Below are 14183 nucleotides of genomic sequence, written 5' to 3'. Positions count from 1 at the left end.
CATGCGGGCCCCTTTCCTTTGGAGCCTCTCGTGAATGTTTTCACAAAAGGCCCTATCTAGTTCTCACGAATGGAGTGACTGATCAGCATGGATTGGCGTAATCGCGCAGCCTGCCTCGACAAGGACCCGGAGCTCTTCTTCCCAGTCGGCAACACGGGACCAGCACTTCTGCAAATCGAGGAAGCCAAGAGCGTCTGCCGCCGCTGCCCCGTAGTGGACACCTGCCTGCAGTGGGCACTGGAGTCCGGACAAGACGCCGGCGTTTGGGGCGGTATGAGTGAAGACGAGCGTCGGGCTCTCAAGCGTCGCGCTGCCCGCGCCCGCCGCGCTTCCTAGACCTCCTTAAAATAAGGAAGGCCGCGGACCATTGGTCCGCGGCCTTCCTTTTTGTTAAGCAATGGCCGTAGGCGCGCTCCCCAGTGACATCGGGGAGCGCGCCGACATCTTAGGTGCGTGCCAAATTCAACACGATTTCGACGGCGGTTCCCCCACCGTCGCGAGGGCTCCACTGGATTGACCCACCGAGTTCGCTCGTCACCAGCGTGCGGACAATCTGCAAGCCCAGGCCTTCGGTGTATTGCCCGTCCGGCAGGCCAACGCCGTCGTCGGCAATGGTCACGGTCAGAAATTCGTCATTTCCGTCTCCGTCAGCCCGATCAGCCAAGAGCCATACCGTTCCTGTGCGCCCTTCAAGACCGTGCTCCACGGCATTGGTGACCAATTCGTTAATGACCAGGGCCAAGGGAGTGGCAAAGTCGCTGGGCAACTCGCCAAACAACCCTGAACGTTCCGTTCGTACTTGCTGGGACGGCGATGCCACCTCGGCAGACAACCGGAACTGCCGTCCGATCAACTCATCAAAATCAACGCTCTGCGTCAGCCCCTGGGAGAGGGTTTCGTGGACGAGCGCTATGGTGGCCACGCGCCGCATCGCTTGTTCCAGGCCCTGCTTCGCTTCGTCACTCACCATGCGACGCGACTGCATTCGCAACAGTGCCGCCACAGTTTGAAGATTGTTCTTCACCCGGTGATGGATTTCCCGGATTGTGGCATCTTTGGTAACGAGTTCCATTTCCCGGCGCCGCAGTTCCGAGACATCGCGGCACAGGACCAGGGCGCCGAAACGGTGTTGCTCGTCGCGCAAAGGTATGGCCCGCAGGGAAAGACTGACGCCACGGGACTCAATCTCACTGCGCCAAGGCATCCGACCTGTGACAACCAAGGGCAGTGTCTCATCCACCATCCGGCGGTCTTTGAGGAGCCCGGCGGTTACTTCCGCCAAGGACCGTCCCTCCAACGACTCAACTTCGCCGAGTCGCCTGAAGGCTGACACCCCGTTGGGGCTCGCGTACTGCACGATGCCTTCGGCGTCCAGCCTGATGAGTCCATCCCCCACACGTGGCGCCCCACGCCGTGATCCAGTGGGCGAAGCGAAGTCGGGCCACAGTCCCAGAGTTCCCATGCGCAGAAGGTCATAGGCGCACTGACGATACGTCAACTCCAGCCTTGAGGGCATCCGGGAGCTGGACAGATCCATGTGGGATGTCACTACGGCAAGCGTCCTGCCGTTGCGCACCATGGGAACAGCTTCGACGCGCAGTGCCATCTCGCTGCTCCAGCTCGTTTCGCTCGATCGTTCGATCGAGCGGCTGTTCCATGCCTTTTCCACCAGCGGGCGAAGATCGGAACGGATGCCCTCCCCCACGAAGTCCGCGTGAAACACCGTATGTGATGTCGACGGACGGACGTGGGCGAGGGCAATGTAACCGAACTCCGGGTGCGGGAACCACAATGCGAGGTCCGCGAATGCCAAGTCGGCGACCATCTGCCAGTCACCGACGAGGAGGTGCAGCCATTCGGCATCTCCAGGCCCGAAATCAGCGTGTTCCCTGATGGGGTCTGTAAAGATTGCCACTACACCTCCATTTGCGACGCCGGGATTGCCCCTAGCGTCGAACGATTGACCTCAAGAGCCTTAATGCTACCGACAGTGAAGCCATGTCGTCGGCTTCGAGCGCGTTGACCTCGTCAAACATGGTCTTGGCGCGGCCCAGTTGCTCGGCGTTCTGCCCCTCCCACGCCTTCAGGCGATCTTCAGCAGAGGTGCCTGCCTCCGTCGACTCCAGGACCGACGTCGTCATATCCGCGACCGTTGAGTACAGATCATCCCGAAGGGCGGCCCTGGCCAACGCCTGCCAGCGGTCGTCACGCGGCAGGGAACTGATCCGTTCCAGCAGCGAGTCAACATGGAAGCGGTTGAAAACGGTGTAGTAGACGTGGGCCACGTCTTCGACACTGCCGCCACCGGTCTGGGCAATCCGCGCGATATCCAACAGCGCGTAACTCTCGAACAACTCCGCCCACCGGTGGGCGAGGTGTTCGGGCAAGTCCCAGCCACGTGCCTTCTCAAGCCAGCCTGAGATGCGGGTCTTGTCCTCGCCCCGGAGGTAGTCCAGCAGCTTTGCCCGCAAGGGGGCCATCATCGGCTTGAACGATTCCACTACCGTGGAAATCGGCTGCGATGCCATCCCTTGCCCCAGGACCCACCGCACAGCCCTGTCAAGCAGTCTGCGGATGTCCAGGTGGACTTCACTCCAGTGTTCGGTCGGGAACGACGCCGGGAGCGCGTTCAACTCCGCCACCATGGGATCGAGGTCGTAAATTTCGCGCAGGGCCACAAATGCCTTGGCAACCGCTACCTCATTCGCCGATGTTTCTTCGATTGCACGGAAGGCGAAGGTGATGCCGCCCAGGTTGATGATGTCGTTGGCTACGACGGTGGCGATGATTTCGCGTCGCAGCGGATGGGTGTCCAGTTCGGCGTCGAACTTCTCGCGCAATTGCTTCGGGAAGTAGTTGCGGATGGTGTCCGCAAACCACGGATCGTCAGCAAGGTTGCTGTCCCGCAAGGCCGCGCCGAGTTCGATCTTGGCGTATGCCGCCAGAACTGCCAGTTCCGGCGACGTCAGGCCTTGGCCTTGCTCCAACCTTGAACGAAGCGTCTCAGTGGTGGGCAAGGCTTCGAGATCACGCTTGAGATCGGCGGACTTCTCCAACCAGTCCATCAGCCGCTCGTAGCTTGGGCTCCATTCCGCAACCCGCGTCCGATCATTCAGGAGCAGGATATTTTGGTCGATGTTGTCCTGAAGGACGAGTCGTCCCACCTCATCGGTCATATCTGCCAGGAAAGCGGCCCGTTCTTCGGCCTCAAGCTTGCCGGCAGCCACCATTCGGTCCACGAAGATCTTGATGTTCACTTCATGGTCGGAGCAGTCCACCCCGGCTGAGTTGTCGATCGCATCCGTGTTGAGGATGACTCCTTGCAGTGCGGCTTCAATACGCCCCCGCTGCGTCAATCCGAGGTTTCCGCCTTCTCCCACAACCTTGACCCGCAGGTCGCGTCCGTCTACACGAATGGCGTCGTTGGCTTTATCGCCAACGGCCGCATGGGTCTCCGTGCTGGCCTTGACGTAGGTGCCGATGCCGCCGTTATAGAGGAGATCAGCCGGAGCCAGCAAGACCGCGCGAAGCAGCTCCGGCGGGCTCAGCTGCGTGGTGCCTTCGGGCAGGCCCAGTGCCTTTCGGACCTGGTCAGAGACGGGGATGGTTTTCGCCTGGCGCGCGTAGACGCCTCCACCTTCGCTGATCAGTGACCGGTCATAGTCATCCCATGAAGACCGGGGCAGCTCAAAGAGCCTCTGCCGCTCCGCGAAGGATGCCGCGGCGTCGGGGGTGGGATCAAGGAAGATATGGCGATGGTCGAAGGCGGCCAGCAGACGGATGTGCCGGGACAGCAGCATCCCATTGCCGAAGACGTCGCCGGACATGTCGCCGACGCCAACTACCGTGAACTCTTCGGTCTGGGTATCCAGATCAAGTTCGCTGAAGTGCCTCTTGACTGATTCCCACGCGCCGCGTGCCGTAATGCCCATGGCCTTGTGGTCGTAGCCCACCGACCCGCCGGAGGCGAAGGCATCGCCCAACCAGAATCCGTACTCGGCCGCGAGCCCGTTGGCGGTGTCGGAGAAGGTGGCGGTTCCCTTGTCCGCTGCCACCACCAGGTAGGAATCGTCGCCATCGTGGCGAACAACGTCCGACGGTGGGACAAGCCTTTCGCCGTCCGCAGACGTCACGAGGTTGTCAGTGATGTCCAACAAACCCCGGATGAAGGTCTTGTAGCTCTCGATTCCTTCGGCCATCCATGCTGCCCGGTCAACTGCCGGGTTGGGCAGCTTCTTCGCGAAGAACCCACCCTTGGCCCCCGTAGGAACGATCACGGCGTTCTTGACTGTCTGGGCCTTCACCAAGCCCAGGATTTCCGTACGGAAGTCTTCCCGACGATCTGACCAGCGGAGACCGCCGCGGGCTACCTTCCCGAAGCGCAAATGCACGCCTTCAACCCTGGGTGAGTAGACCCAGATCTCATACATGGGGCGGGGGAAGGGCAATCCGTCGATCGAGGTTGGATCCAACTTGAAGCTGAGGTATTCCTTGTTTTGGAAGTAGTTGGTCCGCAGCGTGGACTCGATCAGGTTCACGAAAGTACGCAGCACGCGGTCAGCGTCCAACGTTGCCACTTGCTCAATGGACTCAGCGAGGGCTACGCGTGCTGCAGCCTGGCGTTCCGGCCGAAGATCTTCCGGAACAGCGGGATCGAAACGCGCAGAGAAGAGGGCGTTTAGTCCACGGGCAACGTCGGGGTTGCCCAGAAGAGTGTCCGCGATGAAACCGAACGAATTGGTGTTGCCCATTTGCCGCATGTATTTGGCGTAGGCACGGAGGACCACCACTTGGCGCCAGTGCATGCCCTCACGCAGCACCAGCCGGTCAAAGTTGTCCGACTCGACGGAGCCCGTGACGGCCGCTCCAAAGGAATCGCCCAGGAGTTCCCCGGTAGCGAGGGGATCGACGCCGGCGGGGTATTTGAGCCCGAGGTCATAAAGGAAGAAGTCGCGGTGATCTGAAGTTTCGATCTCGAAGGGACGTTCATCCAGAACTTCAAGCCCAAGATTGTGGAAGTAAGGGAGGATCTGGCTCAGGCTCTTGGGCTCCATGAGGTAGAGCTTGACGCGGGCGTCCTCCTCCAGGGCTTCGCCGGCACCTTCAGGAAGATACACGTGAACCCCGGGTTTGACCTGCTTTGTTGCTTCCCCGGCTCTTTCGGCCTGCGCCCCATACTTTTCGAAGCGTTCGATGTCTTCCAAGGCGTCTTCAACTTCATAGTCCACCCGGTAGCCTGCGGGGAATGCCTCTGCCCACAGGGCAGACAGAACATCGGCACTTTCTGCCGGGCGGTGCTCGCGGAGGACCTCGGCGACTCCTTCGCTCCAGGAGCGGGACGCCCTCATCAGTCGGTGTTCAAGCTCCGCAACATTGACTTCCGCCAGCTCAGCCGTGCGCGGGAGGCGGATCCTGAAGAAGACACGGGCCAAGGCAGATTCAGTGATCCGGGCCTCGTAGTCGATGCTCTCGGCCTGGAACGTTTCCCGGAGTTCCTGTTCGATCCGAAGGCGGACGCTGGTGGTGTAACGGTCACGGGGCAGGTAAACCACCGCCGACATGAATCGACCATAAATGTCAGGCCGGAGGAACAACTTTGTACGGCGACGTTCCTGCAACCGCTGGATCCCTGTGGCAGTAGCAGCCAGGTCCGGAATCTCGATCTGGAACAGTTCGTCGCGCGGGTACGTCTCGAGAATACCCAGGAGGTCCTTGCCGGAGTGGGAGTCAATAGGGAACCCGGCGTTCCGCAGGACGGCGTCCACCTTGTCGCGGACAATAGGGATGTTGCGCACAGAACCGGTGTAGGCACTTGTTGCAAACAGCCCGATGAATCGCCGTTCCCCATTGACGTTGCCTTGGGCGTCGAAGCTCTTGACGCCAATGTAGTCGAGGTAGGCAGGCCGGTGGACAGTCGATCGGGAATTGGCTTTGGTGATTACCAATGCCCGCTTTTCCCGGGCGCGCTTCCGACCGGCATCCGTGAGGTGCTGGACCTGACGCGTGGTGTCCCCCGCGCGCAGAAGTCCAAGACCGCTGTCTTCACGAAGTTGCAGGACGTCCTCGCCGTCCTGGTCCACGAGGTCGTACTCGCGGTATCCGAGGAAGGTGAAGTTACCGTTGTCCAGCCAGCGCAGGAGATCCTGTGCCTGCCGGAGTTCGGCGATCTGCTCCGGGTGGGATATGCCGCCAAGGGCTTCTGCCAGTTCCAGTGCTTTGCTGCGCATCTTGGGCCAGTCTTCGACTGCTGCCCTGACATCGCCGAGGACACGTTGCAGTCCTTCGACCAGTTCTGCACGGGCGTCGTCGTTGACGCGGTCAATCTCCACTGCAATCCACGACTCCATGTGCGACGAGTTGTCACCGTCGCCCAGGAGGTGCGCCACGCTTGGCAGTGCGGCGGTATCGCCGCTGGAGATCCCGACGTTGGAAGGGACCCGGGAGATGTTTCGGAGCTCCCCGGACACGCGGTCGCGGGTGATCACAAACAAGGGGTGCATGACAAGCCGGATCGCACAGTTCTGGCGAACAAGTTCCGCATTTACTGAGTCCACAAGGAACGGCATATCGTCCGTGACGATGTACACGACGCTTCGGTCCGCTTCACCGGCGATTTCGACGACGGCGTTCCCCGGCATACGGGACTGCGCAACCTTCTTGTGATTCGTTGCCCGCGAGATCAGCAGCTCAGGCGAATACGCACGGGCATCCTCCTCTGCGAGGTGTTCATAGTAGTCACCGAAGAACCCTTCACGGACAACTGCTGCATCGGACCGATCCTCCACGCTGGATCCTGACGACATCTACAAACGCCTCCATCACATGTTGATTGCTGCGACTCTGCAGCCCACATTTTGAGCCTAGCGCTTAAGCAAGCGGACGGCTCTGGTACTTCGGCCAAAGGAATTTCGTTTTTGCTGGGCAGGCGCACAGACCAAGTTGGCGATGGCGATCCGCAGGTCAGATTCAGGCGCAGTTTCAAGAAGGACCGAACCGGAGAGCAAGGCGGCGTCGCAGGCAACTGGATCTGCCGGGAGGTAGGCATCGATCGCCAAGCCCGGGCCGTACCGATCCCAAGCCTCCGCCAGTTGCTGCTTGGGTGCGTGCCCCACGGCCGCCCTCTTCACCTTGTTCAGCACCACGCGGAGGGATGCTTGTGGGACGGCTGCTTGAAGGTCCGCCAGCCCCCGGACCAGCCTCGGTACTCCTATTGCGTCGGCTGCTCCCACAGCGAACACAACGTCAGCCACCTCCAAAGTCCTGAGAGTTGCTGCGTTCCGCCGTGGGGCCATGGTGTCGAAGCTCAGTTCCTCATCTGATTCGAGGCAGAATCCGGTATCGACCACCACAACATCGGACACATCTTTGGCTCGCTCAAGGACCTGCGACAGCGCACCCGCCCTCAGTTCCGTCCATCGATCCGCGCGCGTGGTCCCAGTGAGCACCCGAAAGGAGCCCTCTTTGGTGAAGACGGGGGTCGCCGCGGCCTTCAATGCACTGGCGTCAAGCATCCCCTGGTCCGCAAGCCTGCAGGCCTGGGCCAGTCCTGCGGCTTCGTCCAACAACCCGAGCACAGCAGACACACTGGCACCATAACTGTCAGCATCCACGAGGATGACGGATTTACCCTCTGCTGCCAATTCGGCAGCGAGGTTGACCGCCAGCAAGGTCCTGCCGGGTGAACCTATGGGACCCCATACAGCAAAGACCTGACCTGAACCCTCCGGCGAGTCCTCCACAGCTTCCGGGGCAGGCATCAAAAGTGGTCCGCCTCCCGCATCAGCGAAACCTGCATCCTGGCCCGCGCCCAAGCGTCCGCGCGCGTGCTCGCGACCCACGGCCTCAGATATTCTTGCCGCGAGTGCAGACGGTTCTATTCCGGAAGCCGCCACAACGACTCCGATAGCGTGCAATCGCCGTACTTCGGCCGGGTCATCCGTCAGGGCCACGATCGAAACTCCAACAGCGCCAAGTCGATCCACCAAAGTCGTGGTCAATTCCCCACAGCCCTCCGCGACGACGGCCGCCATGGCAAGGCCGCTTTGGCAGGCGGCCATCAGCTCAGCAAGTTCTGAACAACGGCGAACCACCGTTACCGGACCGTGCAGGCCCTCGAGCCCGCCCACTACCGCCTCCTGTGCAGGACCAACAGTGATTACCGGAATACTCATGGGTTGAGGCCCGCAGGGTTCCACACGACGGAGATACTGGCCTTATTTGCTTGAGCTCCCAACAACCTGGGCATCTGCTCATCCGTCACCAAGACCAGCACTTGAGTGGACTTCGACGCCCCCAAGGCAGCAGCGCCTGCGACCACGTGGGAGATTTCCGCGCCGGGCAAGAGCAGTTGCGGCTCATCAAAGGCACTGCTCGCGCCGGGCAAGGCAACCCAGACATCCACGCGCGCTCCGCCGACTGCCTGTGGGGGAAGTTCTCCTTCCACGGAGATAGCCACTGGCTTCCTGTTCAGGGCATCAGCTTTTCCCAGGCTCTCCACTGGAACCAGTTGGTTTTTCGCCACCCGCTGCAGCGCTACCCGACCTTCAGCCAAGCCACCCTCCACAGTGACGTACCCGGACTCGACATCGTCCAGGCGCACATTGACAATCGAAAGGTCAGCGGCGGCGACCACCTGGCCGACTGCTATGTCTTCGCGCGCAGTGTAGACCTGCGTAGTCCTGTCAGCCGATCCAACCAAGGCGATGACGCCGGCAATGGACACAAGTACCAGCAGTATGCCGATGAGCAGCCTCGGGTCCTTCCACGATGGCTTCTTCAATCGTGCTGCAGCGACCGCTGTAAGTTGACCCATGTTTCTGCTACCCCCGATGAGCTAAAGGCATGGCCGACGGACCCGCCACCTCATTCTTACCGGCCGTTCCTGCAAGACAAAAAGCCATTCACCCCAAAGGGACCGAAACTGTGGATAAACACACCAAAGGGGTCCAACGGTGGCAAAATGGTGCCATGCCCCGATTCCTGACTCTGGCGGATGTCGCCGAACAACTCCAAATCAATTCACCACAGGCCTACGCCTTGGTGCGAAGCGGCGAGTTGAAAGCCATCCAGGTGGGAGGGCGTGGACAATGGCGCATCGAGGAGACGATGCTTGAGCAGTACATCCAGGAGCGCTACGCAGAGGCAAGCCGCATGATTCAAGAAGCAAAAGCCAAGGCGAACCAGCCCTAGAGGCTGCTGCGGAGGGTTTACCCGCCGCCTGTCGAACACAGGGCTGCAACGGCACTGAACGGGACGGTCATGACTGACGCCACGTTGCCCGCCCGACGCACTTCACCGTCGCGGACCACAGCAACATCGAAGTGGTCCCTGCCAACCCTGTCGATCACACCATTGACCTTGGCGCCGCCTCCGGTCCGCGTGCTCAAATGAATAACCACCGCGGACCTGTCCCTGGCCAATGCCCTCAGGGCTGAGGCGAATCCTGGCAATTGCCGGACCGTCGATACTGGCTTCAGCGCCAGCCTCCCCAGCCCTTGGAAAGTAAGCACTGCGGCGAAGGGCACCAGCCATTGCCGCGAGCCCTCGGACAACACCAACCACTCACCGCCGACACGGCACAGCACTCCGTGAATACTGTTGCCGTCAGCGAGGAAGAGCTTGGTCACAGATCCGACTGCACCACGGAGACGATCACCCAGTTCGATCCCCGCAAGCTCTATCTTCGACCGCTCCGTGATCTCAGATTCCGCCTCCAGGGCACGCTCGGCAGAAAATTGTGCTTCCAAGTCGTCAAAGAGAGAGTCCCATCTCATGTAATCAGACTAGGCTGCAACAGGTAGGCAGGGCGAATACTGCGTGATCCGGCGACCCAATTGGACAGATGGCCCGGGGCATGCTCACAATAGGCCTAAGGATGTCAAAACACATCAAACTGCATCAGACGAAGCTTGGGGGCTTTGAATGGCAAGAACATTACGGGGCGACGCTTGCCTCGCTGCTGCAATTCTGGGGCTTGGGCTACTGCTCGTCCATGTGGGCAGCATGCTCCTTGACCAATGGCGGTCAGCAAATCACCATCATCAGAACTTCTCGTTTGAGGACCTCCTCGGTTTTCTCGCGAATGGTGCCGGCATAGCGTTGGTGGCATGGTGGGTCCTTTCCCTACTGCTCGCCGTTTTCGCATCGCTGTTGCATCGGAGTGGACGGGTGAGAGGGGCCAACACCCTTGCCAAGTTCAGCCCTGCCTTCATGCTGCGGCTTGCTGCAGCGGTGGTGGGCCTGAATCTCTTGGGTGTCACTATGGCGCAAGCAACGCCTCCACCCGACCCCGGTTGGGGACCGGCACCCGCAAGTGTGGAAACGTCTCCCCACCCGGCATGGACGCCGGAGCCCGTTGCCGGCCCCGCGTCTTCATCACAGACATCCGTGGCAGACACCACGGCAAGTGCGGGCGATCCGCGCTGGAAGCCTAAAGCACCTGCATCTGACCCTGGGCTTCTCAGTCGCCCTTCGTCCAGGCAGGAGATCGCCCATGGCGACGCCGGCGTCGTCGTGAAGGCGGGAGACTCCCTGTGGTCGCTTGCCGCATCGCGGCTTGGTCCCTTTGCAACGGACGTGGAGGTCGCCCTGATGTGGCCTAAGTGGCATGCCGCAAACCTCGCCGCAATCGGCGGTGACCCTTCAGTGTTGACTCCGGGTCAGGTCCTGCGGCCACCCGCACCTGACTGACAGTACGGGTCCTGCGACCCACCGAATTCCTGGCCCACTCAGGGGCCGTATCCTCGTATCAAACCAAGTTCAGCGTCATCCCAGCAGAAGCCACCAGAACAGAGCGTCCCCACGCTTCTGTTCATGTAGTGAATGCCTGAGGTATGACCATGACCGTTGCGACTGCAAGCCGGCCCGCGGGCCGACAGAGCAACCAACGAACATTTTCCGGCTACGGTTCGAGCGGTTCTGACATCGACGTTCGGCTGGTTGCGCGCAGTATTGCGCAGGCAGCTTTGGAGGTTTTGGCCGGAACGCGTGCGGTGAGCCAACTTTCCCGGTCCCTGGACCCCGACTGCTATGTGGCTCTGCAACATAGGGCGGCCCTCACCCGCAAACACGCCGCCAGGGTACGGGGGAACCTGCAACCCCATCGCAGCCCCATGGTCCGCTCTGTTCGTACCTGCTCCATCTCGGAGGATATTTGCGAGGCAAGCATTGTGGTTTCGGAAGAACTAAGATGCCGGGCTGTCGCCATGAGGCTGGAACGCTTGGACGGCGTGTGGCGGGTTACGGCACTGGAGATCGGCTAGACCCGTCGAATCCATCCGCGGGCAACATAATCTGCGGGCAACAAAAAGGGTGGACTCCGGACATTGAGTCCGGAGTCCACCCTCCTTGAGTGAGCGCTATTCGTACCTGGCAGACCAATGAAAGCGCCAGGCCCGCCGTACGGTTTCGGGTCAGCGACGCTTCTTTTTAGCCGGCTTACGCTGCTCTTGGCCTGCTGCCTTCGCTGGGTTGCCGGACCGACCGGAAGCGCGGCCCTCAATGCGTGTTTGGGTAGCGCCATCTTCACCAGGGGCGGTGTACTGCAACTGGGCCGGCTTTTCCGGTGCCTGCAGACCCGCCGCCCGGATCTGGGGCTCATGATGTTCGGTGTGCGCCCCAGCGGCGGTATCGTCGGCCACAACTACGTCCTCGGCGGGTGTTACCTCCACCTCCAGGTTGTAGAGGAACCCGATGCTCTCTTCACGGATGGCTTCCATCATGCTCTGGAACATCACGAAACCCTCGCGCTGGTACTCCACCAGGGGATCGCGCTGGGCCATCGCCCGGAGACCAATACCCTCCTTGAGGTAATCCATCTCGTAGAGGTGTTCCTGCCATTTCCGACCCAGAACCGAAAGCACAACACGACGCTCAAGCTCGCGCATGCTCTCAGAGCCAATGGCCTCCTCGCGGGCCTGGTACACCAGCCGGGCGTCCGAGAGGATCTCCTCTTTCAGGAACTCGGCAGTGACACGTGACTTTCCGCCGGCTTCTTCAATGATTTCTTCGGCCGTCACGGTTGCCGGGTACAACGTCTTCAGATTGGCCCAGAGTTGGTTGAAGTCCCAATCGTCACCCGTTCCCTCGGCAGTTGCAGCCTCGATGAGGGCGTTGATGGTGTCTTCAAGGAAGAACTGGACCTTCTCGTGAAGGTCGTCGCCCTCAAGGATTCGACGGCGGTCGCCATAGATCGCTTCACGCTGCCGGTTGAGGACATCGTCGTACTTGAGAACGTTCTTACGCTGTTCGGCGTTGCGCCCTTCCACCTGGCCCTGGGCCGATGCGATGGCACGGGAGACGAGCTTGGATTCAAGGGCAACATCATCCGGGACCGAACTGTTCATGAGACGTTCGGCCGCACCTGAGTTGAACAACCTCATGAGGTCGTCAGTCAACGACAGGTAGAAGCGGGATTCGCCAGGGTCACCCTGACGTCCTGAACGGCCGCGCAACTGGTTGTCGATCCGTCGGGACTCGTGTCGCTCGGTACCCAGGACGTATAGCCCGCCGAGGTCCAAAACCTCTTCGTGTTCATCCTTGACCGCCTGCTTGGCTGCCGAAAGCGCTTCGGGCCAAGCAGCCTCGTACTCTTCCGAGTTCTCCTCGGGATCGAGCCCACGCTTTGCCAGCTCTGCAATGGCCGTGAACTCGGCATTGCCGCCAAGCATGATGTCAGTACCGCGACCGGCCATGTTGGTGGCAACAGTGACGGCACCTTTTCGTCCGGCCTGCGCCACGATGGACGCTTCACGTGCGTGATTCTTGGCGTTCAGTACCTCGTGCCGGATACCTTCCTTGGCCAGCAGCTTGGAGAGATACTCGCTCTTCTCAACGCTGGTGGTGCCGACCAGCACAGGCTGGCCCTTCTCGTGCCTTTCGGCGATGTCCTTGACCACGGCATCGAACTTCACGACTTCGTTCTTGTAGACGAGGTCCGCCTGGTCGATGCGCTGCATGTCCCGGTTGGTGGGGATGGGGACGACACCCAGCTTGTAGGTGCTCATGAACTCGGCGGCCTCCGTCTCGGCCGTACCGGTCATGCCGGCAAGCTTCGAGTACATACGGAAGTAGTTCTGCAAGGTCACGGTGGCGAGGGTCTGGTTCTCCGCCTTGATCTCGACATTTTCCTTGGCCTCAATGGCCTGGTGCATGCCTTCGTTGTAGCGGCGGCCGGCCAGGATACGTCCAGTGTGTTCGTCAACAATCAGGACCTCGCCGTCGAGGATGACGTAATCCTTGTCCCTCTTGAACAGTTCCTTCGCCTTGATGGCGTTGTTGAGGAAGCCGATCAACGGCGTGTTCGCTGACTCGTAGAGGTTTTGGATTCCGAGGTAGTCCTCCACCTTTTCGATACCGGCTTCGAGTACGCCTACGGTGCGCTTCTTTTCATCGACCTCATAGTCGACTTCGGGCTGCAGGCGGAGCACGACCTTGGCGAATTCGCTGTACCAACGGTTGGTGTCGCCCTGGGCAGGACCGGAAATGATGAGCGGAGTACGGGCTTCATCGATCAGGATGGAGTCGACCTCATCCACGATCGCGAAATTGTGGCCGCGCTGAACCAGTTCGCTGCCATCCCAGGCCATGTTGTCGCGCAGGTAGTCGAAGCCGAACTCGTTGTTTGTTCCGTAGGTGATGTCCGCAGCGTACTGCTGCCGGCGGACTGCGGGATCCTGATTCGAAAGGATGCAACCGCTGGTGAGTCCCAGGAACCTGTAAACCCGGCCCATTAGTTCGGACTGGTATTCGGCGAGGTAGTCGTTGACCGTCACGACGTGGACACCCTTGCCCGCCAGCGCGTTCAGATACGCGGGGGCGGTAGCGACGAGGGTCTTGCCTTCACCTGTTTTCATTTCTGCGATGTTGCCCAGGTGGAGTGCGGCACCGCCCATCAGCTGGACATCGAAGTGGCGCATGCCCAAGGTGCGGGAAGAGGCCTCACGCACAGCGGCGAATGCTTCCGGGAGGAGGGCCTCCAGGGTCTCGCCGTCTTGGTGGCGGGACCGGAGATGGTCCGTCTCCTCGCGGAGTTCGGCGTCCGTGAAGGACTTGAAGGAGTCTTCCAGGGCATTGATGGAATCGGCATAGTTCCGCAATTGCTTGAGTGTCTTTTTGTCACCCGTGCGGAGAAGTTTTTCGATTAGTGATGCCACGTGAAATTGCTCCCAGTCTCATGCTGCCGA

General features: G+C 60.7%; 10 protein-coding genes. 4 read left to right on the top strand and 6 right to left on the bottom strand.

Features of this window, described 5'->3' with window-relative positions:
* Positions 1-87 precede the first annotated feature (87 nt).
* Complete coding sequence (locus ACIQLI_RS10300; RefSeq protein ID WP_003804966.1) at positions 88-336, top strand: WhiB family transcriptional regulator; 249 nt, start codon at positions 88-90, stop codon at positions 334-336.
* A gap of 109 nt (positions 337-445) precedes the next feature.
* Here the strand turns inward: ACIQLI_RS10300 and ACIQLI_RS10295 are convergent, their stop codons facing one another.
* From ACIQLI_RS10295 to ACIQLI_RS10280, 4 genes are read right to left on the bottom strand one after another with little or no spacing between them, the layout of a single operon-like run.
* Complete coding sequence (locus ACIQLI_RS10295) at positions 446-1915, bottom strand: histidine kinase N-terminal domain-containing protein (RefSeq protein ID WP_354228213.1); 1470 nt, start codon at positions 1913-1915, stop codon at positions 446-448.
* 31 nt (positions 1916-1946) lie between these two features.
* A complete protein-coding gene (locus ACIQLI_RS10290; RefSeq protein WP_400387819.1) occupies positions 1947-6803 on the bottom strand; it encodes an NAD-glutamate dehydrogenase in 4857 nt (1618 codons plus the stop codon).
* Between the two features lie 57 nt (positions 6804-6860).
* A complete protein-coding gene (locus ACIQLI_RS10285; RefSeq protein ID WP_354228209.1) occupies positions 6861-8171 on the bottom strand; it encodes a chromosome partitioning protein in 1311 nt (436 codons plus the stop codon).
* Complete coding sequence (locus tag ACIQLI_RS10280) at positions 8168-8812, bottom strand: SAF domain-containing protein (RefSeq protein ID WP_354228207.1); 645 nt, start codon at positions 8810-8812, stop codon at positions 8168-8170. Before ACIQLI_RS10280 ends, ACIQLI_RS10285 begins: the two co-directional genes overlap by 4 nt.
* A 155-nt stretch (positions 8813-8967) precedes the next feature.
* On the opposite strand from ACIQLI_RS10280, the gene ACIQLI_RS10275 reads away from it, so the two are divergent.
* The gene (locus ACIQLI_RS10275) at positions 8968-9189 is read left to right on the top strand and encodes a helix-turn-helix domain-containing protein (protein WP_354228205.1); all 222 of its coding nucleotides are present in this window, start codon (positions 8968-8970) and stop codon (positions 9187-9189) included.
* A 17-nt stretch (positions 9190-9206) separates the two neighbouring features.
* On the opposite strand, the gene ACIQLI_RS10270 is transcribed toward ACIQLI_RS10275, so the two are convergent.
* The gene (locus tag ACIQLI_RS10270) at positions 9207-9773 is read right to left on the bottom strand and encodes a hypothetical protein (protein WP_400387815.1); all 567 of its coding nucleotides are present in this window, start codon (positions 9771-9773) and stop codon (positions 9207-9209) included.
* Positions 9774-9921: 148 nt separating this feature from the next.
* Here ACIQLI_RS10270 and ACIQLI_RS10265 point away from each other — a divergent pair, with 148 nt between their 5' ends.
* Together ACIQLI_RS10265 and ACIQLI_RS10260 are read left to right on the top strand one after the other, a co-directional pair.
* Positions 9922-10689, top strand: a complete 768-nt coding sequence (locus ACIQLI_RS10265; protein WP_400387812.1) for a LysM peptidoglycan-binding domain-containing protein — start codon at positions 9922-9924, stop codon at positions 10687-10689.
* A 149-nt stretch (positions 10690-10838) separates the two neighbouring features.
* Complete coding sequence (locus ACIQLI_RS10260; protein WP_354228199.1) at positions 10839-11261, top strand: Rv3235 family protein; 423 nt, start codon at positions 10839-10841, stop codon at positions 11259-11261.
* A 150-nt stretch (positions 11262-11411) separates the two neighbouring features.
* Here ACIQLI_RS10260 and secA read toward each other — a convergent pair whose 3' ends face one another.
* The gene (secA, locus tag ACIQLI_RS10255; RefSeq protein ID WP_354228197.1) at positions 11412-14153 is read right to left on the bottom strand and encodes a preprotein translocase subunit SecA; all 2742 of its coding nucleotides are present in this window, start codon (positions 14151-14153) and stop codon (positions 11412-11414) included.
* Between the last annotated feature and the right edge of the window lie 30 nt (positions 14154-14183).

It is taken from the genome of Paenarthrobacter sp. NPDC091669, from assembly GCF_044756725.1.
Taxonomy (GTDB): domain Bacteria; phylum Actinomycetota; class Actinomycetes; order Actinomycetales; family Micrococcaceae; genus Arthrobacter; species Arthrobacter bambusae_C.
Note: the sequence above shows the minus strand (reverse complement) of the source record. Positions and strands in the feature narration are given on the sequence as shown.